Source organism: Microcoleus sp. LAD1_D5 (genome assembly GCF_036702115.1).
In the GTDB taxonomy this organism is placed as follows: domain Bacteria; phylum Cyanobacteriota; class Cyanobacteriia; order Cyanobacteriales; family Microcoleaceae; genus Microcoleus.
In genome coordinates this window covers 24,567-46,456 of record NZ_JAUBSA010000050.1, presented here as the reverse complement: position 1 = coordinate 46,456, position 21,890 = coordinate 24,567, and the positions used below count along the sequence as shown (strand labels likewise).

The following is a 21,890-nucleotide window of genomic DNA, read 5'->3' as shown; positions in this document are numbered from 1 at the left end:
GTTTTGGAGTAACAGCTTGCCGGATATTTAAAGGCAGCTACTTTTAGATGCGCTCGTTTTTTAGTCTAAACTCCAGTATTTTATAGCAATTTGAATTCACCCAAGTTTGCCAGCACATTGATATGGTGCGTCTGACACAAAAAATTTGTTTAAATCAAAACAATAGATTTCTGACACACCATACAAGTTGATTTAACTATTATATTATCCTTGAAATGAGGCAACCGAAACCCGATCGCGCCCTGCTTCTTTCGCCCGATAAAGCGACTCGTCGGCGATCGCAATTAGCTCCCCCGGCTGCGATATTGGCGCCGGAATGGAGCAAGCTACACCCAAACTCAGCGTCACGTATTCGCTGACAGCAGACTTAGCGTGAGGTATGTGCAAACCCCGCACCTGTTGTGCGATCATTTCAGCTACGCAAGTCGCACCTTCAATATCCGTATTCGGCAAAACTACTACAAATTCTTCCCCACCGTAACGCGCTACTAAATCTGCCGGTCGCTTTACCGAATGTTGGATAACCGCCGCCACTTGCCGCAAACATTCATCCCCCGCTTGGTGACCGTAAGTGTCGTTATAAAGTTTGAAATAATCAATGTCGCACATAATCAAAGACAGCGGTGCTTCTTCCCTTGCCAAACGCCGCCATTCCGTCTCGAGGTATTCATTAAAAGAGTGGCGGTTTCTTACCTCAGTCAAACTGTCGTAAGTTGCCAAATAGTGCAAGGCTCGATTCACCGTTTCTAACTGCTTTTTCTGCTGCTGCAACTGACGGTTGAGCTCCGCCAACTGCTGTTCGGCTGAGTGCGATCGCAACAAATTTCTCACCCTCGCCAGCAATTCCCTCTCGTCAAAAGGCTTTGAAATATAATCATCAGCACCCGCATCCAAACTTTCGATCCGAGCTTCCATCCCCGCTCGCGCTGTCAAAAAGATTACCGGAGTCGATTTCAATTCTGGCGTGTTCCGAATCTCCTTAAGCAAATCCAGTCCGTTTTGTCTGGGCATAACTTGGTCGCTCACAATCAAATTTGGCTGCAAAGTTTTGGCTTTTTCTAAACCTTCAACCCCGTCACTCGCCACGGCGACTCGATAGTACGGAGTTAATAAAGTTTGGAGGTAAGCCACCAAAAAATTGTTGTCTTCTACTACCAGCAACAGCGGTAATTCTCTGCTGTCAGTTGTTAATAGTTCCTCATTATTTTTGTCGTCAGAACTGTTAGGTTCCGGCAGCGGGGTCTGGAGTCCGCTCGCCCCGACATTTCCCGAACCCCACTCTCCGGCGCCGAATCCAGTCAGTCCCGCCAATTGGGCGATCGCGCTCACTAACTGATTCGCTTCCACCGGCTTCGACAAATGCCTCTGAAACCCCGCCTCCAGCGCCGATGCCGAATCTTCTTCCTCGATGCCTTCGGTCAGCGCCACGGCCGGCAGCAGTTCCCTGTGCTCGGAAATTTCCATTGCTCTGATGCGGCGGATCAAATCGCCGCCGTCGGCTCGCGATACCGTCATATCGCTCACCAACACGTCGGGCCGCGACTGTTGCAACTCGGCCATCGCTTCGGCGGCGCTACCCACCGCTGTTACCTTGGCTCCAAATGCTTCCAGGCCAGTTTTGAGAAATTTCCGGATCTCGGCGCTGCTTTCCACCACCAGGACTTGCTTTCCCGCTAGGGGTTTGGAAACCGATCCGGGTCTGCTTTCACTTTGGGCGATCGCAGCAGTGCGATCATCGGCTGCATTTTTGTTGGCAATCGGTAGCAGCACCCCAAAGGTGGCCCCCTGACCGATACCGGGACTCGAAGCCCAAACACTTCCCCCGTGCAGTTCCACTAACTGCTGCACAATTGAGAGCCCCAGCCCCAGCCGGTGGTGTTCCTTGCTCTGGAAGCTGTCTGCGGGGCGGAAGTAGTCAAAGATGTGTGGCTGAAATTTGGGGTCGATGCCGCAACCGCTGTCGCTGACCCGAATCAAGACGCCGGACGGACTAGGATCGAGGCGCACTTGAACTGGGTATGCTGTCGATTCTGGGGTGAATTTGATGGCGTTGGTAACGAGGTTCCATACTACTTGTTGCAAGCGTTCTGCATCTGCCAAAATGTAATCGACGGCGGGGTCGAAATGTTTTTCTACGCGGATGTTTTTAGCCTCGGCGTCGGGACGGAGGGTATCGATCGCAGATTCTACGATCGACGGGAGGTGAACTCGGCTGATGTTCAGGCACACTTTCCCCCGCAGCAGCCGCGAGAGGTCGAGGAGATTGTCTATTTGTCGGTTTTGTAATTTGGCGTTGCGCTCGATGATTTCCAAAGCGCGGCTGGTGGTGGCTTCGTTGAAATTGCGCGATCGAGCTAGCTGCGCCCATCCCAAAATCGCGCTCAGGGGCGATCGCAGTTCGTGGGAGGCGATCGCCAGAAATTCGTCTTTTGCCCGGTTGGCTTCGATTTGGGTGGCTTCAACGGCTTTGCGATCGGTGATGTCAAATCCGATCGCCAAATACTGACAGGGTTTTCCCTTAGAGTCCAACAGCGGAACTACTGTTGCGTACACCCAATAATCACTTCCATTCTTGGCTTTATTCTTAATATCTCCTTGCCAAACTTCACCTTTGGCAACAGTTGATAGCAGCTTTTTGATTAATTCCGAAGATTTATATTCCGAATGGAGGATGCCGAAGTGGCTGCCGATTAGTTCGGCCTGGGAATAGTTGGAAATAGAGCAAAGTCGTTCGCTGACATAGTTGATAATTCCTCGCGCGTCAGTCCTCACCGCAAGTGCCGATCGGTCGATCGCTATTTTAAAATCTAAACATTCTTGCAGCAACGAATCTCGTTCTTTTGTCGTAGAAATATAGCCTGGGCTATCAGGCGCGTTTTGTTGCTGGCGAGCGGGCTTATCCTTGTTCCGTTGTTGGATTTCCATTGCTTCTATCTTCCCCTGACGGCTGACACCTAATCTAATCGCATCCTGATTCATTATCACTATTTTCTTTCCCGCGCCGGCGGGTGCAATATTTTGTATCTCTTCATCTTCCGGAAAAATTGGCAGACACCACATCCACTCGGGAGTCACATCAATTTTTGTTTATAGGGGACTAAATTTTGTCAATCTGAGGACTGATTTTTTCCTATCTAGCCGATCATCGGCTGCTTGCTAATTCCCTTTTATATTTTATATTTTCTAGTTTACTATGTGGAATTACTGATAAATTTATGGTGGGAGCACGCGCCTAGAGTTGCATTCTTGTTTTAAACGGGTATCATAACCGTCAACTTTTTTCTCACAATTACTCCTGCTAGCTGGCCCAAAGTCTCGTCTTCGGCAGGCTTTCGGGTCTGTAGCATTCTGCCTCATCTGCACTGAAAGACAATATGTGCAGGGCTAGACAGTTCCGAAATCATGGGCGGGTTGGGGTGCACGAAGTCCCTATCTGGCGATCGTGCGTAACTTCTTTTAAATTATTTTCTTCTACATCTTGACAGGTCTGTAACTTTTTTGTATTATAAATGTAATATAACCTCGAACGATAGAACCGCCCAACTGCATTGACGCACTCAACTATTAACAACTTGAGGAAAATAGTCTGTGAATTTAGACAGGGTACGCGAGCAATTTGAACAAAGAGCATTTGATTATGACGGCTTAATTCCCCGCCTCATTCCGCGCTATCGCGAACAACACGATTTAATATTGCAGTTAATCCCTTTTAAAACTAATGCTAACATAAAAGTTCTGGATTTAGGCGCGGGGACAGGCATACTGTCGGCAATGATTTTGTCAGCATTTCCTCAAGCAAATGTCCTAGCCTTTGACATTGCCCAAAATATGCTGAAAATTTGCCAAACAAACTTGTCCGCTTTCCGAGAACGGCTGACCTTGCAGCAAGGAAACTTTGCCGAAGATGATTTCGGCAGCGGTTACGATTTGGTAGTTTCAGGCTTGGCAATCCACCACCTCGACAGCGCATGCAAACAACAGCTATTTCACAAACTTTTCCACTCGATGAATCCAGGGGGAATCTTGCTAATTCGAGATATTGTGACAGGTGCTACTCCCCGGCTGACTGAGCAATACGAACAGTTGTGGCGGCAGTACATGAAAGCTAACGGAGAAGACCATGCAGCATGGTTTCACAACTATCTAAAAGAAGATATTCCCTCCTCTGTGGAAGAGCAGACCAAGTGGCTTGCAGAAGCTGGTTTTGCCGACGCTGGATGCCACTGGCGCTATCTAAATTTTGCGGTTTTTGGCGGACTTATCCCAAGGTAAAATGTATTCGGCCGAAGGTAAAGTTTGTGATAATTATCAAAAGATAAATTTCGTTAAAAATCGCACACCGAAGATTTTTTAATTTCACAAGGCAGAACCTAATTATGTAGATACTTAAAGGCGCCTTTTTCCGCTAGAAGTCGCGCCTAAACTTATTTATACTAGGAAATTTAATTTTCCCTAAACCTGTAGGGGCAGGTTCAGTCAAGCGTCATCTAGCAGAGCCAACAGATTCACTCTACCCGCCCCCACCAAACGATATAACCCGCTAGTGACATTTTGCAAAATGTGATTTAAAAACTCAATAAATAAATTAAAATTATGAACCCTTCTCGATTAGTAAAAATCAGCCGATATCTCAGCAAACACCTGCGTCACGCGCCCTCGCGCATCGGCATTGAACTCGCTCCCGGTGGCTGGATTCCTGTTAGCGAACTCCTCGATGCCTGCCAAAAAAACAACTTTCCAGTTCAGCTTGCAGAACTCCAGGAAGTAGTCGCGCAAAACGACAAGCAGCGCTTTTCATTTGACTCCACAGGCACTCTAATTCGTGCTAACCAAGGACACAGCGTAGAGGTTGACTTGCAGTTAGAACCTGCTGTTCCCCCGGATATTTTATATCACGGAACAGGTACCACTGCCGTCGAGTCTATTCTCAGTCAAGGAATTAGGAAAATGTCGCGCCATCACGTTCATTTGTCCGTGAATATCCAGACGGCGCGCCAAGTAGGTGCAAGACATGGCATCCCAGCAGTCTTTACTGTAGATGCCGCAGCCATGCAACGTGATGGTCATACATTTTACTGCTCGGAAAACAAAGTTTGGCTAGTAGATTTTGTGCCGCCCACGTATCTCAAAATAAGTTGATAATTTTCACTTTTTTGTAGAATGTGTACCACAAAAAATGTAAAATAAAAGTAAGTCGGAGTTTTGCCAAATGAGTGCGGAAGATATGGGCGATCGCGAAAACAATTTTCATCAAAACAATTCTCAAAATAGAGGTCTGCTAGGCTCTGGTTGGCGACCTTTTTACCGTCAATTTGATTTGGAACACCTGGTACATTTAGCGTCGAGCGACCCCTTAGAACTAGCTCAAAAAACTTTAGGGGCAGCTAGCGACATTGCCGACGCAATGGGACGGCACCAATATACCTGGTGGGCAAATATTTTAAATGTATTTTCGGAAAATACTCGCTACGAAATTGATGAATTTTGGGATTACATTACTCCGCAGCCAGTTTACCCGGATTACCGCTACAAAGACGTTTTAGTTACCGAAACGCCTGTGGTGCAATTGGTCAGCCGCGCTAGCATTCCCATCGACTACGTTCTCAACAAACTCCAAGAGATTACTGTTTTCAAAGTTCTGGATTTGCTAGGAAAACCGGATGCAATTACCCAGTCTTTTATGGAGCGACATTTTTCTTATCCTTCGGAGCGGTTTGTTAGCTGGGAACGCTTGGAAGTTTTGGGTACTGTTTATGCTTCTTGGGCTCGATTCGGCTGCTGGCTACAAATTGACAGCTACGACAGGGGAAGACGCTGCTACACTCTAATTTGCCAAGATATTGCGCCGCTCGTTAGCAAGGCAACTTACAATTTAGCGGTGATTCTGGGGGGGTACAAAAGCCGCGTCGGACAGGTTCACAGCCAGTTCCCAATTCGCACGTTTTCTGCGGAGGTTCAAAGTTTTACCGATACAGTTCAGCAGGCAATTTTGGATCAAAATCAGTTGGCTGTTTTGGTTAGTGGCGAACCGGGTACGGGCAAAACTGCTTGGACGCAAGCGGTAGCAAAGGAAATTTTAGTGCCGCTGGGTTATGTAATTTTTATCTTAGACCACGATGCTGTGGAAAATTTTGTGCCACCGAGTTATTTAGAGCGGATTTGTATTATTATCAATGAGGCTGATAATTTGGCTCAAGATCGATCGACTGCCGAGGCCCAACGCACTAACAAAACTGAACACATTTTGAGTTTGCTGGATGGAACTTTGTATCAAAGCGTCATCGACGAACACGGCATTCAATTTCAGCAAAAACTCGTAGTTTTGATGACTTGCAACACCACTGAAAGATTAGATCCTGCAATGTTACGGAAAGGGAGAGTGGATTTTACCAGTGAATTTACGCACAAATTTGTTTGAGCGCTCTCTTGCATTCTCAAGCTATCTGGCGATCGCACTGGCTACACGCTCTCATACCATGTTCGATGTGGGATTTTCAATTAATGAATTGGGAATGACTGAGGAAGCTCATGGTTTGGATCACTGGCCTACAGTTGCATTCTTTTGGGAACTTGTATAAAATATCCCACAATTACCAGGAAATCTTCAGACTCTCAAAGTGTGGGGGAAAATTTCTTGAGTACCTATAGACCATTGGTGTCAACAATCGCCTATAACCCTTTTTCTCTCTTGTTTTTTGCCTAGTCTCGCTGCCCTCTTGCGCCCCGGAATAGTCGGGGGAGACAAGAGATCACTCCAGTCCCCTCCGACAATTATTCGGGGGGCGGTTGCGCGATATATGCCTAATCGTCAAACAGCAACCGGGCACTAGCTTTGGTCTTAAATTGACACTAATGCCTATAGACATATCCCCATCAAAAATGATATCAATGATGGGTGATACCCTCTAAGGGGATCGTCCGAGAGAGCAAATCAGGGGAAAACAGCATTTTTGGTCTCAAACAGAATTTTTCAAACTTGACAGCTATGGAGGAAATCCCAAACCGTGCAAACTAAGCCAGTTCAGCAAAAAAGTCAGGGACTGGGAAGGTACGTTGACGGGACTTTCCCCATCGCGCAACAACCCGCAGAGGCAACCGTGTCCGAGAGTAAAGACAGATTTCGGCGGTTTGTGGAGCGCTCCGCCGAGGCCGTGGCAATGGTAGATTGTGAAATGCGCTATCTGTCGGTTTCTCGTCGCTGGGAAACAGATTGCGGGTTGGGCGACGGCGAGGCGATCGGTCGATATCATTGGGAACTGTTCCCGAATCTCCCGGAATATTGGGAGCAAAATGCCCAAGCTTGTTTGACGGGAGTTTTGGAATACAGCGAGTTTGTGGCAGGGCGATCGATCGCATCTGTATCAGGAAAAATCGCAAGCGGCTGTGTGAGCGAGTCGGTAAGATGGGTATTTCAGCCTTGGACAAATAGCGAAGGTGCGATCGGCGGTTTGATTTTGTTTGCATCTAAGATAGCTGAGGCTCCCGCTCAAACAAATTGCTCTAATAAATTTCAGTCCGAGGTCAAAAGCAAGCAGTTAGAAACAATACCACAACTAACTCAAATTGCCCTCGAAAATGCGGCTGATACAATCTTTTTTAGTACCTCCGACGGTCAAATTTGTTACGCGAACAAAGCCGCTTGCCATCTTTTCGGCTACTCGGAATCGGAACTGCTAAACATGAGGGTTAGCGACATCGATTCGCAGTTGCCAGCATCGGCTTGGCCCGAACACTGGGCTCAACTCAAGCAGCAAACCAACCTCACTTTTGAAACCAGCTACAAAACCAAAGACGGCGCCAGTTTTTCCGTCGAAGTTAAAGTCAATTATTTAGAATACGGCGGCTGCGAATACCGCTGCGCGATCGCCCGCGACATTTCCGCTCGCCTCGCAGCAGAATCAGCGCTCGTAGAGGCAAAAGAGCAACTTCAAGCCGTTTTGGACGCCGTGCCCGGATTAGTTTCTTGGGTAAGTTCAGATTTGCGCTATTTGGGAGTAAACCGACATTTAGCTAGCGCTTACAAAATGCCGGCAGAACTATTTATCGGTCAAAAAGTAGGTTTTTTAGAGACAAGTCCCAAATTTAACGATTTAGTATACGATTTCTTTGCCAACCATAAAAAGAAAACATCTCAAGAAGTAACAGCGAACATCAGAGGAGAAAATAAAACTTATCTAATAGTAGCTCAAAAATACCATAACAATACGGCGGCGGTATTTGTGGGATTGGACATTACAGAAAGCAAACAGTCTCTTTTTGCTTTGCAAGAATCCGAAGAACGCCTGCGACAACAAGCGGCTAAATTAGAGCATACGCTGTTAATTTTGCAGCAAACTCAAACTCAACTGATTCAAACAGAAAAGATGTCATCTCTGGGGCAGTTGGTAGCAGGAATCGCGCACGAAATTAACAATCCAGTTAGTTTTATTTCGGGCAATGTCAGCCACGCCACTGGCTACATTCAAGAACTGCTGCGATCGATCGACCTTTACCAAAAATATTATCCCCATCCCGTGCCGGAAATTCAAGATTTGATGGAAGAATTAGATTTAGACTTTATCAAAAAAGATTTGCCAAAACTGCTAAATTCAATGAAAGTTGGTTCCGAAAGGATTCGCGATGTCGTGCGATCGCTCCGCTTGTTCTCGCGTACCGACGAAGCCCAAATGAAGCCTGCGGATATCCACGAAGGTTTGGACAGCACTGTTCTGATCTTGCAAAATCGCCTGCAAGCTAAAGGGGGACGACCGGGGATTTCTCTAGTTAAAGAGTACGGAGATTTGCCGCGAGTTCACTGCTATGCGGGACACTTAAACCAAGTGTTCATGCACTTGTTGACAAATGCGATCGACGCTTTGGAAGAAGGGGGGAGAAATCCCGAAAAGTATGGTAAAATGCAAAATCATTCTTACTTGTCTTCAGCCAGGTCGGGCTCTAAAATATTCAATCCCGAAATTCGGATTCGCACCTCCGTAGTAGGGGAAAACGAAGTTGCGATCGCCATTAGTGACAACGGCCCTGGGATGACTGAAGAAGTCCTCGGCTGCATCTTTGACCCTTTGTTTACCACTAAATGTCCAGACACGAGCACAGGCTTGGGTCTAGCAATATCTCAGCATTTAGTAGTAGAAAAGCACGGCGGTAAGTTGCACTGTGTTTCGCGTCCGGGAGAGGGAACTGAGTTGATCATTAAAATTGCGATCGGCAAAGATTAATTAGCTATTTACAAATAGGAAATAAGATGGTAATTGAGTGGCTCAAATTTAAAGTACCTCAAGAAAAGTGGGAGCAGTTTATTCAGAGAGATCAGGAAGTTTGGACGGCGGGACTAAAAAGTTGGGACGGTTTTTTAGGCAAAGAAATTTGGGTAGATCCGGTGGAAAATGAGGTGGTGATGTTGATTCGCTGGGAAACTAGGGAGAAGTGGAAGTCGGTGCCACAAAGCACAATCGATGAGTTGGATGCCAAAATGGGCGATTTGCAAATTGCGATCGCCGAAAGTCGCGAATATCAAGTTCGCTAGTTTTTGCATTAGTTAGTCAGCAGTCAGTTGAGCGTGTTAATTTTTGAAAGATTAATCATGAGTTTTACCTTGATTGTACCGCAGACATCGACTTGGTATTTGGTGTGAAGGGCGATCGCTCTCGGTAAAATCATTGCAGTGTTTGGTATTTCCTGTTAGGGGCGATCGGGCCACCCCTTGCTTTCCACCTATGCAACCACAGATAACCTGGAAACTTTCGGATCTGATTTGTTGTGCGGTGTGCGCTACCTAGACAGTGACAGACTTGGCAATTTTTGCCAGCAATCGCAACGCTTCATTGACAGAAGCTGAGTCTCGAAATATTTCTGCTACGTCTGGATCGAGAATCACAACATTACTTGATTTCATATAGGCTTCATAGTATTTGCCACGGACACCACCTGAAAAATCGTATTCAGGTCTCATCTCGTCATTAATTGTTACTTCAGGTTCCTGACTCATAGCTTTTTCTCTCTTGTCGGGTGGCTAAACGGGCGCTGATTAAACGCACTTCACCTTCTCGTTCTGTATGGGACACAACAAAAAGGCGCTGTAAATTTGACTGATCGATCGTTAAAAGACGGAACTCACTTACAGAGTGGTTAGGGTCAGAAATTGTAATAGCCAGTGGATCTCCGAAGACAGTGACAGCTTCTTCAAAAGACACACCATGCTTTTTGGCATTACTACTCGCTTTGCTTGAGTCCCACTGAAACTTCATAGATCTATTCTACTCTCAAGCAGAAGAGGGAGGTTGGTAATTGCCTAGCTTACTGGTCTATTTTACTATTTAGGGCAAAATGGCGAAAATCAAAAATGTCAATGTGACTGACTTCTAGGAACTCATAGACTCTGAGGAATGTTGAACTGCTGCTGTAGCGCTGTCATCGCTTTCTCGGCTGGGATTCCTTCACCTCGATCGGGCGATCGCCACCCGTACAATCATCGCAGTGTTTGGTATTTGGTGTGAGGGGCGATCGCTCTTTCATTTTACGCGATCAGTCATCAGAAACAAGAAAGGGCGATCGCTATCTGTGCAAGCCTTGCACTGTTTAGTATTTGCTTTGCTGAACAGTTTTGAGGTAAACTATAATTGCTCAAAGTTTCTGGAGTCTGACATGGAAACAATGAAACTGATCTCGCATATTGGAACCGATGGCATATTGCTTCTCCAAATGCCCACTGAGTTTAAAGATACTTCTGTTGAAGTGGTAGTAGTTGTACAGAGTCTACCATCCGAGGAAATTAAACCGAAGTATAACGCTTGGGGAAAACTGACTACTAAAAAATCAATTCAAGCAGCAATTGCGGGAATGCTACAACTGCGGCAAGAAATTGCCTTGGATAAAAGCTCAATCCGTTCCATGATTGAAGAAGGGCGCAGGTTTTAATGCAGTTTGTATTGGATTGTTCTGTAGTCATTAGTTCGTGCTTAGTCGATGAAGATAACGATTATGCCAATGCTATACTCGCGATGATGCCAGATTGCGAAGCATTTGTACCAGGCATCTGGTCACTAGAAGTTGCTAATACTCTCCTGGTTGCCGAGCGACGCAACCGCATGACAACCGAGCAATCTGAGATAGCTATTGCTTTGTTACAATCACTTTTAATTCAGGTTGACGAAGCCACGGATAGCAGCGCACTATCGTCAACTCTGGTGCTAGGAAGACAAGAAGGTTTAGGTGCTTATGATGCAGCTTATTTGGAGTTAGCACTACGATTGGAATTGCCGATCGCAACTCTTGATAATCGCTTGGCGGAAGCGGCAACTCGCTGTGATGTGGGGTTGGTAGCTGTTGGTGGAGAAATGCCAGAGATGGAGCCGTAATGCAATTGACAACAGATAATTGCTGCATTGGTTTCATGCGATCGTTCTTTCATTTTAGGCGATCGGTCATCTGAAAAAAGAAAGGGCGATCGCATCGGGCTGAAAAAATAGTAAGGGCGATCGCTCTTTTATTTTAGTCTATGGATCATCAGAAACAAGAAAGGGCGATCGCTCCGGGTTGAAAAAATAGTTTAGACTCTATCAGGACAAGTTCCCTGCCAGCTTCTCTGAGTACCAGCCTGATCGCCCTTTGGCAAGTTCTCAACTTTAGTAGCTCCCCCAAGTTTTTTTAAGTCGGAGTCACTGCTGACACCACAGGCATATAACAGCAAGTGTTTAATGCCTATCTTTTTAAACGGAAATCAGTACCGCGATTTGGGAAGCGGTTGTAGAATTCCTCTCTACCGATTTTAATCGAGTCTCCACCGCCAACCGCTGTTACAAACTCAATGCTATTAACGTAATGCCTATAGTATTGACCGTCACGATGACGAATTACCAATGCACCAGGTTCACCCGCTGGGGCATATGGATCGACTGAACCATTACAAGGGATGTCAGCGACTACAGGATTAACACTCATAATCTGGTTAAACAAAGTAGAATTAACAGTCCGTTGAACAGGAACTCGACTCCAAAGATTTCTGAAGCGTGGGCAACCAAGTGCATAGGACTGTTTAACATCTTCAAAGACTGCAATAGCTGGCTTTCCTTGATACTCGATGATGTAGTCAGGAACACCATTGCCAGCATAAGCAATTGAGGCTGGAATAATGCTGAGAATTGAGATACCTGCTGTAAGGTAAGCTTTTAGAACCAACTTCGATTTCATAGTTATTTAATAGGCGAAAAGGTATAAAATGGCAAGCAGTTAGTCTCTGCTTTGCTCCTTATTACTTCTTCTATGGTATTATAAATCAGGGATTGATTTAGTAAAAAAATGTTCAATTTAGTATACAAAATTTCCCCAGTTTCACTCTCTTCGATCTATTTGTGTAGAAAAATGTACAAAAAAGTTCTCAAAAGCAGACAAAGGTGAGCTATAATACACACAGCTCTCACATCCCTCGCTCCGATGAATCTTAAAGAAATGTTAAATCTCGCCGATCGCATAATCTTTGAGAAAACGGGTCAACACCTTGACGATTTACAAGCAGCGGTACTCCGGGGGACTCTAGAACGTGAGACATACAAGCACATAGCCAAAGACTTTGATTGTTCGGAAAGTAGTGTTCGGAAAGTGGGATCGGAATTGTGGCAAATACTTTCAGAAGAGTTGGGAGAAGATATCAGTAAATCAAATTTACGATCGGCAATGGAGAGGTTGCAAGTCTCGATAGTTTCACATTCTGCACAAGACTCTGTGCAAATAGGCTTCGTTAATTTTTGTGGAGAAAACAGAGACCCGCCAGATATTCCAAACTCACAGCCACCAAATCAGGAAACATCTAATCCAAAACAAACCAAAACTTTGCATCAAGATTTAAGCGAAATGCCGGAGTTAGGTAATTTCTTCGATCGCACCCCCTCTCTTAACACCCTCACAACCTGGATTCTACAACAAAACTGCCGCCTCATCACCATCACCGGCCGACTCGGTATCGGCAAAACATCCCTAGCAGTACAACTCGTACAACAAATCAAAGACGAGTTTGAATACGCAGCTTGGTTCACACTAGACGAATTCCCCACCATCGATAAATTTCAATCTAACCTAATACAGCTTTTTTCCAATTCCGAAAATCTAGATTCATCCCTAACAAACCAGAAACGCTTACCGCTGATTAAGTATTTACAAAGCCATCGCTGTTTAGTAGTCTTAGATGACGTTCACAACCTTTTCTGTAGCGGCGAATTGGCAGGAAAATATAAACCAGAATACGAAGAATATCGCTCCCTATTCAAACAGATAGAAAAATTATCCCATCAAAGTTGCTTTCTGCTAATCGGTTGGGAACCACCGAAAGAAGTTCCTCAACTCACAAGCGAAAATACTCCCATTCGTACCTTACAACTCACTGGTTTAGACACCGCGGCCGCACGGGAAATACTCAGAAATAAAGGATTAGCAGAACTAGACAACTGGGAAACACTCATTCAGGGCTACCAAGGCAACCCCTTCTGGTTAAAAAGCGTGGCGACTCTGATTCAAGAGTTGGGAATCGGCGCGAATGACTTATTAATAGCTGTTTGATCGAAAAACAGGAAAGTCTTTACACTTTGCCACCTGTACTGAAGCAATATATCAAAGGGTTATAACTCACATCTTGCACTATTCTCAAGAACAGGCAAGATGCCTGTTCCACAAAGAGTGAATTTTCTTGTGGAACAGGCATCTTGCCTGTTCCTAAAAAGCTTATTGACAATGGTGCAACATCTCAGTTATAACCAAATTAGTCCTGGACGCATAAATACCAAAGAAACCGGGTTTTTTACCGAGTCTGCGGGCTGCGACGAAGTATTTTTGTAAAAAAACCAGGTTTATGAACCCCATGCGTAAATCCTAATTTTAAGAAAATTTTGCATAGAGAGCTGAAATAAAATTCACGCTTAAAAAGCCTACTCCTAGTATGAGAATGATAAAGATGGCGATACTGAAAATAGACTTTAGCCGATCGCCAATTCCGCGTTTTTCTGAGTTCATTGGTCAATTTTTGCAGTAAATTTGAGAGGGGCAATTGAGAAAGTGTAAATTTTATACCAATGCGCGAACAAAAAGGCAACTCCAGACACGCTCCAAATCCTGATCGCGCTCAGTAGGTCGCATTTTTTTAACTTTTAATCTAAAATCTAAACTCTAAAATAGTCTTAGGCATTTTTCGGTTAGCCCGGGCAGCTATTGTCGATCGCCCGAACCCGATGGCGCTAACTCCTGTAAAATAGAGGGCGCGTTGGGGCGAACCTTTTAACAGCCGGAATTAGGGGCGATCGTCACAGGCTCCCAAATACATAATAATATGGCAGTCATCCTTAACTTACTCACAAAGGTAAAAATAGAAGAGTGCCAAGAAATAATCTAAAACATATAACTGAAAAAAGGATAGAAATCGATGCTCCACCCAGTCGCGCAACCTTACCAACAACGAGCAAATACTATGACCCAAAGAGCCGTGCGGAAGCCAAAACCCTCTGTTGCAAACCACTTGAGACCAAGTTTTCCTCAAAGGCACTGGCTCGAGCTGGCAGAGTACGCCTCTCTGGCGGCCTCTGGTGTGGGTTCCCTGGCGGTGGCAGTGTCGGGTCAAGCTTTTTACGGGGTGGCTCCCCTAACTTTGGCTTTGTCGCTGAATGTTGCTAACCGGTATCGATTCGAGCAGCAAGTGCGGGTGCATCAAAATTCGGAAATGGCCCAAGTCCAAAAGTCTGTAAATAAGGTCGAAAAAACGGCCGTGACGGTAATTGTTAAATTACGCAAGCAGTTGTCTGCAGATATTGCAGCGCTGCGCCAGCAAATGGCTGCACTGCCTAGGCATGAGGCTGTTGAGGAGTCGATCGACATCCAGCGGCAGTTGCTGAGTTTAGGAGAGTCGGTAGCTTCTTTGCAAGAAATCGTAGCGTCTGCTGTGCTCGATGTCCGCCAGCAGGTGAGCGAACAACTGCAAGATTTATCGGTTGGCCAACAGGCGCATCTCCAAGCTGTAGAACAGGCTATAGAGCAACTGCAAAGCGCGACGCAAGGCTTGGTAGAAACTTCTATCACCAGAGACGATTGGGAAGTAGTAAATACTCGATTTTTGGAAATCCAGAAAGTCATGGCCAATTTGCAAAGCCAACTGCAAGTTCCCGCGCACCAATCAACTGCGGATTTGTCGATAGTCCAAGCTCAAATCCACCGTTTGGAACACGAGCAGCAAGAAGTTGTCAAACCTCACCTCAAGCGCTTAATCACGGTTGTCAAGGAGTTGCAGCACACAGCAGAGAACCGTCAGTAGTCATTAGTCAGCAGTCATTAGTCATCAGTCATTAGTCAGCAGTCATTAGTCATCAGTCAGAAGGAAGATTTTTTCTCTCGGACACTGAGACACTCAGACACTCTCCGACTGTCGCCCGATCGAGTCCAAATTTTTGGACAACTGTGTTACAAAATGAAAAGCTAATCTGTCTAGTTCACCTGTTTTCAACCTGTTACAAGAAAATTAAATGACTGCAACCGTAACTATTGCTGATAACCCGTTACTAATCGGTCAAGGATTGCCCCCATTTGACGCGATCGAACCAGAACACGTAGTCCCCGCTGTTACCCAACTGCTGACCGAACTAGAAGCCTCGCTAGCTGACTTAGAATCGTCTGTAGAGCCGACTTGGAGCGGCTTAGTAGAACCATTGCAGCGACTCGGAGAGCGTTTAAATTGGAGCTGGAGCATTGTCGGACATTTGATGGGCGTGAAAAATAGCCCGGAACTGCGATCGGCTCACGAAACAGTGCAGCCGGAAGTAGTAAAATTTTGGAGCAAGCTCAGTCAAAGCAAACCGCTTTATGAAGCTTTTAAAGCGCTGCGGGCTAGCGAAAATTGGGACAGCTTAGAGTCAGCTCAAAAGCGAATTGTCGAAGCCGCTGTCCGAGACGCCCAACTCTCCGGCGTCGGTTTAGAAGGCGAGCAAAAAGAGCGTTTTAATGCCATTCAATTAGAATTGGCGGAAATTACTACCCAATTTTCCAATCACGTCCTCGACGCTACCAAAGCATTCAGCATCACCCTCACAAACAAAGATGAAATTGACGGTTTGCCACCGAGTTTGTTGAGTTTAGCAGCTCAAGCCGCTCGCAGCGCGGGCGAAGAAAATGCGGATGCCGAAAACGGCCCTTGGCGGATTACTTTAGACTTTCCGAGTTACGGCCCTTTCATGCAGCACAGCACCCGCCGCGACTTGCGCGAAAAGTTGTACAAAGCTTTTATCGGCAGAGCAAGTAGCGGAGAATTGAATAACTGGCCGTTGACCGATCGCATTTTAGCTTTGCGCCACGAAAAAGCTGCTTTGCTCGGATTTAGCAGTTATGCCGAATTGAGCTTGGCGAGCAAAATGGCTCCCGACGTGACAGCAGTGGAAGCTTTGTTAGAAGAATTGCGCTTAGCTAGTTATGATGCTGCTGTCAAAGATTTAGAAGAATTGAAAGCTTTTGCTGCCGAAAAAGGCGCGCCGGAAGCTGGAGATTTGAAGCACTGGGATGTAGGTTTTTGGTCGGAACGGCGCAGAGAAGAAAAGTTTGCTTTTAGTGCCGAAGAATTGCGGCCTTATTTTGCTTTGCCACAGGTATTAGAGGGGTTATTTGGATTAGTAAAACGGCTGTTCGGCGTGACAGTAACTGCGGCGGACGGTCAAACTCCTGTCTGGCACGAAGATGTGCGCTATTTCCAAATAGACGATGAAGCGGGAAATACGATCGCCAATTTCTATTTAGACCCCTACAGCCGCCCCGAAGAAAAGCGCGGCGGTGCTTGGATGGACGAGTGCGTGGTGCGCGCTAAATTTGTCGAAGCGGGAAAAACAGCTACGCGGTTGCCGGTGGCTTATTTGGTGTGCAACCAAAGTCCTCCGGTTGACGGCAAACCGAGTTTAATGACTTTCTTGGAAGTCGAAACTTTGTTTCACGAATTCGGTCACGGTTTGCAGCATATGCTGACAACGGTAGACTATCCGGGGGCTTCGGGCATCAATAATGTTGAGTGGGATGCAGTGGAATTGCCCAGTCAATTTATGGAAAATTGGTGTTACGATCGCGCGACTTTGTTCGGGATGGCAAAGCATTACGAAACCGGGGAAACTTTGCCGGAACACTACTATCAAAAACTGCTAGCAGCGCGCCACTACATGAGCGGCAGCGTTATGCTCCGGCAAGTACATTTTAGCAGCGTTGATATCGAATTGCACCACCGCTATCGATCGGGCGGCAGCGAAACTGTAGCCGATGTCCGCAACCGCATCGCTAAAACTACCACTGTTTTGCCTCCTCTGGAAGAAGACGCATTTTTGTGCGCTTTCGGACACATTTTTGCGGGTGGCTATGCGGCGGGGTATTACAGTTATAAATGGGCGGAAGTGCTCAGCGCTGATGCTTTTGCGGCGTTTGAGGAAGCGGGTTTGGAAGATGAAAGTGCGATCGCCTCTACAGGTAAGCGCTTCCGAGATACAGTATTAGGATTGGGCGGGAGTTTGCACCCGATGGAAGTGTTTAAAACTTTCCGGGGACGCGAACCGAGCACTAAAGCTTTGTTGAGACACAGCGGTTTAGTTGCGGCTTAATCTGGCTTAATCTACTGTGGAATAACTGGGGATTAATGCGGATGAATTTATCTGCATTAATCCCTGTTTTTTGTTAAAGAAAATTTGCACATATCCTGTATGTATAGGGTGCGGTGTGGATGAAGTCTTACCGCTATAATACATATCAAATCCGGTAGCATCGGAATTATATCTCTCTGTTCTCTGTGCTCTCTGCGGTTTAATCATTCCATTCCAATGCAACAGGAATTCATATCATGCGTAAAACCACTTTTTGCCTAACTTGTGCTTAATTCAAAATGTTTCTAGTAAAAACTAAAGCGCTCAGATTTTTATACTAATCCCAAAAACTATTGCTACATATAATCGTGTTACCATCTGTAGGGAAACGGCAATGCCGTGTCCGGTGCGGGACTCGGCAAATTTTGATAATAGTTATAAAATTGATAATTCTAGCAACACTTTTTTTATGGGTATTAATAGGACTAAAATTTTCACTACAAACCCATTTTATTGTAGAACATCATGCAATAAACATCTGTAGTTTGGCACATCATCCCCCATCTTTTGGTGGAAAATCGCGCAGAAAGTGCGATCGCCAGCAGCTTTTAGTTTAGGTTGAAGGCTCATCCAAGCAGCATTTGCGAATATTTGTTGTCATTTAACACTAATTATACTTAACTTTCCCTGTCCCGGAAATTAACTTTATATTTCGCAACATTTACGGGCTATTTTTTCGATACAGCGAATGCTTTTATTTGCAACTCAAAATCGACGCTTTTACCAAATCTTTAAGATAGAGCGGCAACAGCGAGTCTTTTTTAAATTTTTGATAAAGAACGGGGTACTCGGCGTCAAAAGGGTAAAAATTTTAGGTAAAAACTAAAAAACTTATTGGGAATTAATTTGATAATTCTCAAAAAATTTTTGTATATTATATGATAAAAAGTAAGGGTTAATAGTCCATCGTTCACCTACAGATTAAGATTTTCATGGATATTCAATTAATTAATATCGGTTTTGGTAACATTGTGTCTGCTAATCGAGTGATTGCCATTGTAAGTCCCGAGTCAGCGCCAATTAAGCGAATTATTACTGATGCGCGGGAGCGGGGACAACTGGTTGACGCAACTTACGGCCGCCGCACGAGAGCGGTAATTATTACAGATTCGAGTCACGTCATCCTCTCGGCGATTCAGCCGGAAACGGTTGCTAATCGTTTTGTGATCAGCAAAGACGGTCAAAGTCGGGATGATTGAGGTTTGTTAGTTGCAATTTGAGCGCTTACAGTTTAGAGTAAGCAGAAACTTAAATTGTTACACGTTTCTCTTCTAAAAATGAAATCTGGTAAATTAATTGTTCTGACGGGGCCTAGCGGTGTGGGGAAAGGCACCTTAGTACGATCGCTCCTCAATCGCCATCCCGAATTGTATCTTTCGGTATCGGTGACAACTCGATCGCCCCGTGAGGGAGAAATTGAGGGACAGCACTACTATTTTGTCAGCCGCAGCCGCTTTGAACAAATGGTTGAGGCTGGAGAGTTGGCGGAATGGGCCGAGTTTGCCGGTAATTTTTACGGTACTCCTTATTTTGGTCTCAAGCAAGGAATTGGTGAGGGAAAATGGGTAATCCTCGAAATTGAGTTGGAAGGAGCTAGGCAAATTAGGAATAATTTTCCAGAGGCGCTGCGAATTTTTATTTTACCTCCTTCTTGGGAAGAATTGGAACGGCGCCTGCGGAGTCGGGGTCAAGATTCCGAAAGTGCGATCGCCCGTCGGTTGGTGCGGGCTAAAGAGGAAATTGAAGCCGCAGGGGAATTCGATTTCCAAGTTGTTAATGAGGATTTGGAAGTTGCTTTGAAAAAGCTAGAATCAATACTTAATTTGGTTGAGCTTTCAGGTAACTAATGACTAATTACCCATTTCTTCGTCCTGGCTAAAACTTCGCTACTTTGTTTGATAGCAACACAAACTTTTAAATTCAATTCCAGAATATTAGAGGAAGGCGAAATTTTTCTCAACGGTTCAATTTCGCGAGCAGAACAGCCCAACATTTCCATATAAGCTAGCGTCCAGCCAATAGCTGCAATGTCCCTTACATTGCCTTCTCCGGCACAAAGGTAACAATCCAATTCGCCCTCCGGCCCACACTCAGGACAAACCCAATTGCCCAGTTGTGAATAGGGCAGATTTGTGCGGGAGGCGGATGCAATTGTTAATGCTTTAATATGATTTTGAACTACTTGTTTAAAACCTCGGTTTTGGTCGCTGCGGTGGTCGGAATTACCGTGCGATCGCCCGATTGCTACTGCTTGCTGTTGTAGCGAAGCAAGAGATGCTGTTTGGTTCTCCCTGGTTACTCTAGATTCCCCTAGGTTCGCAGTTAGCTGAATACCATAGTCTTTCGACTCCGCAGTCTGAGAGTGGTTGAGTGCGCTGGAGGAATCGGGTTCGGAAGTTGTGAAGGATGTTTCTATTTGATCGGCAAAATCTTGCATTGAGAGGTGATGTTCGATCGCCAAAGACCAAGTTCTTTTATGTCGGAGGTCGCCATATTTTCTGGCTTCTTCCTCAGTAATGCCGATCGCCGCAGCCTCTTGGCGCAGCACATTCATCGAAGTCATTGTATCTGATATCATTAGTTTGTTTGCAGTTAAAATTACGATCGCCCGCTCAGCCTACAAATAAATTACCTTAGATATACTACAATAGTCCGGACTATTTTGAGATCCTAGTCGGAAACCATTGATTTTCCGTTATGAAGGAGATTTCACAATCGCCCTGAAACCCTTATTTGACGCTTGGCAATCACACACTGTCCGAAGCATTGATAGTAGCCTAAATCTAAAATCTAAAATCTAAAATCTAAAATTGGATGACTTCAATTCTTCCCGATACAGCTTTATCTGTTGCCGGACTAACATCTTACCTGCAAGACTTGTTGGAGGGCGATCGCAACCTGCAATCAGTTTGGCTGACAGGCGAGGTGTCGAACGTTTCGCACCACCCCAGCGGCTGCTTTTTCACTCTGTGCGACACCGACAAAAGCGCTGCTATTCGCTGCGTGGTGTGGAATTCTCAGCGGCAAAAATTGGTGCAAATACCCGCAAAAGGGGAACAGTTGCTGGTTTTGGGAAGCATCCGGCTATACAAAAATCGCGGCGAGTACCAGTTGACTGTTGTGCAATCGCTACCGGCTGGGGAAGGATTGCAGGCTTTGCGGTTGCAGCAATTGCGATCGCGCTTGGATGCTGAGGGTTTCTTCGATCCCGCCAGAAAGCGCCCGATTCCCGCACACCCGCAAATTGTGGCGGTGGTGACATCCGATACTGGCGCTGCTTGGGGAGACATTCAGCGGACTCTAGCCCAAAGATATCCGGGTTTGCGGGTGTTGCTGTCGCCGACAGGAGTGCAGGGAGAATTGGCTGCTGCTGCGATCGCCCGCGCGATCGCCCGGGTAGAATTGGACGGTAGGGCGGAGGTGATCATTTTAGGGCGTGGCGGCGGTTCTGCGGAAGATTTGGCTTGTTTTAATGATGAGAGAGTTGTCAGGGCGATCGCCAATTGTGCGATTCCAATTATCACTGGTATCGGGCACGAAAGAGACGAATCTCTCGCCGATTTAGTAGCAGATAAACGAGCCCACACTCCCACTGCTGCGGCCGCTCAAGCTGTACCAATTTTAGCCGATCTTTACTTTGAACACAAGCAGCGAATGGTCAATTTAGCAAGTGCTGTGCGGGCAAGATTTCAGACAGAAGAAGAGCATTTGCAACTGTTACAAAATCGATTAAAACGTTTGCCTGCGACCTCCCGAACTTTGCGGCAAGCAACTGGTAAACTGGAGGTATTGCAAGAAAAGTTATCCGCACTGAATCCGGCGGCGGTATTGCAAAGGGGTTATGCGGCGGTAATCCAAAGTGACGGTACGATCGTCCGCACAACTGACGGTTTGGAATTGGGAGAGGAATTGACTGTGAGGTTGAGTCGGGGCGTGCTGAAAGTTAAGATTGTAGAAGTATTGGATGCGGAAGAAAAGTTATGATTGATTCGCAGTTGCGCCAGTCAGACTGGAATTATGAGGAAACGGTCGATCGAATTGAAGCAATTATCGATCGGGTGGAATCGGGAGAGTTGCCTCTAGAGGAGGTTTTCGAGCAGTTTGGGGTGGCTGTGGAGTGTTGGCAGCAGTGCGAAAGTTTTTTGGCGCGGGGGAAGGAACAGATGGATTTGTCGATCGAGCTTTTGGCTGCGGAACCCGATTTTTAAGCGCAGGTGAACAGGGATTAAGGCGGATGAAATAGCGTGTTTTGTC

19 protein-coding genes and 1 pseudogene are annotated in these 21,890 nt (G+C 45.8%); 15 read left to right on the top strand and 5 right to left on the bottom strand.

All coding sequences use genetic code 11. The annotated features are described in order from the left end of the window. Nucleotides 1–204 precede the first annotated feature (204 nt). Complete coding sequence (locus tag QUA70_RS19590) at nt 205–3,075, bottom strand: diguanylate cyclase domain-containing protein (protein ID WP_333334700.1); 2,871 nt, start codon at nt 3,073–3,075, stop codon at nt 205–207. Nucleotides 3,076–3,588: 513 nt separating this feature from the next. Here QUA70_RS19590 and QUA70_RS19585 point away from each other — a divergent pair. The 6 genes from QUA70_RS19585 to QUA70_RS19560 all read left to right on the top strand — a co-directional run bounded on the left by QUA70_RS19585 (nt 3,589) and on the right by QUA70_RS19560 (nt 9,523). Continuing rightward, nucleotides 3,589–4,272 (top strand): methyltransferase domain-containing protein, encoded by a 684-nt coding sequence (locus QUA70_RS19585; protein WP_333349312.1) that lies wholly within the window; start codon nt 3,589–3,591, stop codon nt 4,270–4,272. 321 nt (nt 4,273–4,593) lie between these two features. After that, nucleotides 4,594–5,139, top strand: a complete 546-nt coding sequence (locus QUA70_RS19580; protein WP_333334704.1) for an RNA 2'-phosphotransferase — start codon at nt 4,594–4,596, stop codon at nt 5,137–5,139. Nucleotides 5,140–5,209: 70 nt separating this feature from the next. Further along, nucleotides 5,210–6,418, top strand: a complete 1,209-nt coding sequence (locus tag QUA70_RS19575; RefSeq protein ID WP_333349315.1) for an AAA family ATPase — start codon at nt 5,210–5,212, stop codon at nt 6,416–6,418. After that, nucleotides 6,393–6,578: a hypothetical protein gene (locus QUA70_RS19570; RefSeq protein ID WP_333349317.1), complete on the top strand. Its 186-nt coding sequence runs from the start codon at nt 6,393–6,395 to the stop codon at nt 6,576–6,578. Before QUA70_RS19575 ends, QUA70_RS19570 begins: the two co-directional genes overlap by 26 nt. 426 nt (nt 6,579–7,004) lie before the next feature. Beyond that, nucleotides 7,005–9,215 (top strand): PAS domain S-box protein, encoded by a 2,211-nt coding sequence (locus QUA70_RS19565; protein ID WP_333349319.1) that lies wholly within the window; start codon nt 7,005–7,007, stop codon nt 9,213–9,215. A 26-nt stretch (nt 9,216–9,241) separates the two neighbouring features. Next, the gene (locus tag QUA70_RS19560; protein ID WP_333334710.1) at nt 9,242–9,523 is read left to right on the top strand and encodes a TIGR03792 family protein; all 282 of its coding nucleotides are present in this window, start codon (nt 9,242–9,244) and stop codon (nt 9,521–9,523) included. 249 nt (nt 9,524–9,772) lie between these two features. On the opposite strand, the gene QUA70_RS19555 is transcribed toward QUA70_RS19560, so the two are convergent. Together QUA70_RS19555 and QUA70_RS19550 are read right to left on the bottom strand one after the other, a co-directional pair. Further along, complete coding sequence (locus QUA70_RS19555) at nt 9,773–9,985, bottom strand: hypothetical protein (RefSeq protein WP_106147613.1); 213 nt, start codon at nt 9,983–9,985, stop codon at nt 9,773–9,775. Then, nucleotides 9,969–10,244, bottom strand: a complete 276-nt coding sequence (locus QUA70_RS19550) for a BrnT family toxin (RefSeq protein ID WP_333349320.1) — start codon at nt 10,242–10,244, stop codon at nt 9,969–9,971. Before QUA70_RS19550 ends, QUA70_RS19555 begins: the two co-directional genes overlap by 17 nt. Before the next feature lie 406 nt (nt 10,245–10,650). On the opposite strand from QUA70_RS19550, the gene QUA70_RS19545 reads away from it, so the two are divergent. Then, nucleotides 10,651–10,914, top strand: coding sequence for a hypothetical protein (locus QUA70_RS19545; RefSeq protein WP_333410551.1), 264 nt, complete (start codon nt 10,651–10,653; stop codon nt 10,912–10,914). Further along, the gene (locus QUA70_RS19540) at nt 10,914–11,354 is read left to right on the top strand and encodes a type II toxin-antitoxin system VapC family toxin (RefSeq protein ID WP_333349324.1); all 441 of its coding nucleotides are present in this window, start codon (nt 10,914–10,916) and stop codon (nt 11,352–11,354) included. Before QUA70_RS19545 ends, QUA70_RS19540 begins: the two co-directional genes overlap by 1 nt. Before the next feature lie 343 nt (nt 11,355–11,697). On the opposite strand, the gene QUA70_RS19535 is transcribed toward QUA70_RS19540, so the two are convergent. Continuing rightward, nucleotides 11,698–12,186: a hypothetical protein gene (locus QUA70_RS19535; RefSeq protein WP_333334717.1), complete on the bottom strand. Its 489-nt coding sequence runs from the start codon at nt 12,184–12,186 to the stop codon at nt 11,698–11,700. A gap of 243 nt (nt 12,187–12,429) precedes the next feature. On the opposite strand from QUA70_RS19535, the pseudogene QUA70_RS19530 reads away from it, so the two are divergent. The 5 genes and pseudogenes from QUA70_RS19530 to gmk all read left to right on the top strand — a co-directional run bounded on the left by QUA70_RS19530 (nt 12,430) and on the right by gmk (nt 19,483). Further along, nucleotides 12,430–13,613: pseudogene (locus QUA70_RS19530) on the top strand (NB-ARC domain-containing protein). A gap of 836 nt (nt 13,614–14,449) precedes the next feature. Next, nucleotides 14,450–15,286 (top strand): hypothetical protein, encoded by an 837-nt coding sequence (locus QUA70_RS19525; protein ID WP_333349326.1) that lies wholly within the window; start codon nt 14,450–14,452, stop codon nt 15,284–15,286. A 208-nt stretch (nt 15,287–15,494) separates the two neighbouring features. Next, on the top strand, nt 15,495–17,597 hold the full coding sequence (locus QUA70_RS19520; RefSeq protein WP_333349328.1) for a M3 family metallopeptidase: 2,103 nt from the start codon (nt 15,495–15,497) through the stop codon (nt 17,595–17,597). Between the two features lie 971 nt (nt 17,598–18,568). Further along, the gene (remA, locus tag QUA70_RS19515; RefSeq protein ID WP_190659785.1) at nt 18,569–18,835 is read left to right on the top strand and encodes an extracellular matrix/biofilm regulator RemA; all 267 of its coding nucleotides are present in this window, start codon (nt 18,569–18,571) and stop codon (nt 18,833–18,835) included. 78 nt (nt 18,836–18,913) lie between these two features. Further along, nucleotides 18,914–19,483, top strand: coding sequence for a guanylate kinase (gmk, locus tag QUA70_RS19510; protein WP_333349331.1), 570 nt, complete (start codon nt 18,914–18,916; stop codon nt 19,481–19,483). Here the strand turns inward: gmk and QUA70_RS19505 are convergent. After that, complete coding sequence (locus QUA70_RS19505; RefSeq protein ID WP_333349333.1) at nt 19,480–20,214, bottom strand: hypothetical protein; 735 nt, start codon at nt 20,212–20,214, stop codon at nt 19,480–19,482. The two genes, gmk and QUA70_RS19505, sit on opposite strands and share 4 nt — an antisense overlap. 236 nt (nt 20,215–20,450) lie before the next feature. Here QUA70_RS19505 and xseA point away from each other — a divergent pair, with 236 nt between their 5' ends. Both xseA and xseB read left to right on the top strand, forming a co-directional pair. Continuing rightward, nucleotides 20,451–21,620, top strand: a complete 1,170-nt coding sequence (gene xseA, locus QUA70_RS19500; protein ID WP_333349335.1) for an exodeoxyribonuclease VII large subunit — start codon at nt 20,451–20,453, stop codon at nt 21,618–21,620. After that, nucleotides 21,617–21,844: an exodeoxyribonuclease VII small subunit gene (gene xseB / locus QUA70_RS19495; protein ID WP_190740787.1), complete on the top strand. Its 228-nt coding sequence runs from the start codon at nt 21,617–21,619 to the stop codon at nt 21,842–21,844. The genes xseA and xseB overlap by 4 nt, the downstream gene beginning before the upstream one ends. Nucleotides 21,845–21,890 lie beyond the last annotated feature (46 nt).

Excerpts from the sequence above, each read along its gene's own strand:
- QUA70_RS19575 (WP_333349315.1), top strand. The coding sequence starts at position 5,210 with ATGAGTGCGGAAGATATGGGCGATCGCGAAAACAATTTTCATCAAAAC.
- xseA (WP_333349335.1), top strand. The coding sequence starts at position 20,451 with ATGACTTCAATTCTTCCCGATACAGCTTTATCTGTTGCCGGACTAACA.
- remA (WP_190659785.1), top strand. The coding sequence starts at position 18,569 with ATGGATATTCAATTAATTAATATCGGTTTTGGTAACATTGTGTCTGCT.
- QUA70_RS19580 (WP_333334704.1), top strand. The coding sequence starts at position 4,594 with ATGAACCCTTCTCGATTAGTAAAAATCAGCCGATATCTCAGCAAACAC.
- xseB (WP_190740787.1), top strand. The coding sequence starts at position 21,617 with ATGATTGATTCGCAGTTGCGCCAGTCAGACTGGAATTATGAGGAAACG.
- QUA70_RS19520 (WP_333349328.1), top strand. The coding sequence starts at position 15,495 with ATGACTGCAACCGTAACTATTGCTGATAACCCGTTACTAATCGGTCAA.
- QUA70_RS19550 (WP_333349320.1), bottom strand. The coding sequence starts at position 10,244 with ATGAAGTTTCAGTGGGACTCAAGCAAAGCGAGTAGTAATGCCAAAAAG.
- QUA70_RS19505 (WP_333349333.1), bottom strand. The coding sequence starts at position 20,214 with ATGATATCAGATACAATGACTTCGATGAATGTGCTGCGCCAAGAGGCT.
- QUA70_RS19545 (WP_333410551.1), top strand. The coding sequence starts at position 10,651 with ATGAAACTGATCTCGCATATTGGAACCGATGGCATATTGCTTCTCCAA.
- QUA70_RS19535 (WP_333334717.1), bottom strand. The coding sequence starts at position 12,186 with ATGAAATCGAAGTTGGTTCTAAAAGCTTACCTTACAGCAGGTATCTCA.
- QUA70_RS19555 (WP_106147613.1), bottom strand. The coding sequence starts at position 9,985 with ATGAGTCAGGAACCTGAAGTAACAATTAATGACGAGATGAGACCTGAA.
- QUA70_RS19540 (WP_333349324.1), top strand. The coding sequence starts at position 10,914 with ATGCAGTTTGTATTGGATTGTTCTGTAGTCATTAGTTCGTGCTTAGTC.
- QUA70_RS19560 (WP_333334710.1), top strand. The coding sequence starts at position 9,242 with ATGGTAATTGAGTGGCTCAAATTTAAAGTACCTCAAGAAAAGTGGGAG.
- QUA70_RS19525 (WP_333349326.1), top strand. The coding sequence starts at position 14,450 with ATGACCCAAAGAGCCGTGCGGAAGCCAAAACCCTCTGTTGCAAACCAC.
- gmk (WP_333349331.1), top strand. The coding sequence starts at position 18,914 with ATGAAATCTGGTAAATTAATTGTTCTGACGGGGCCTAGCGGTGTGGGG.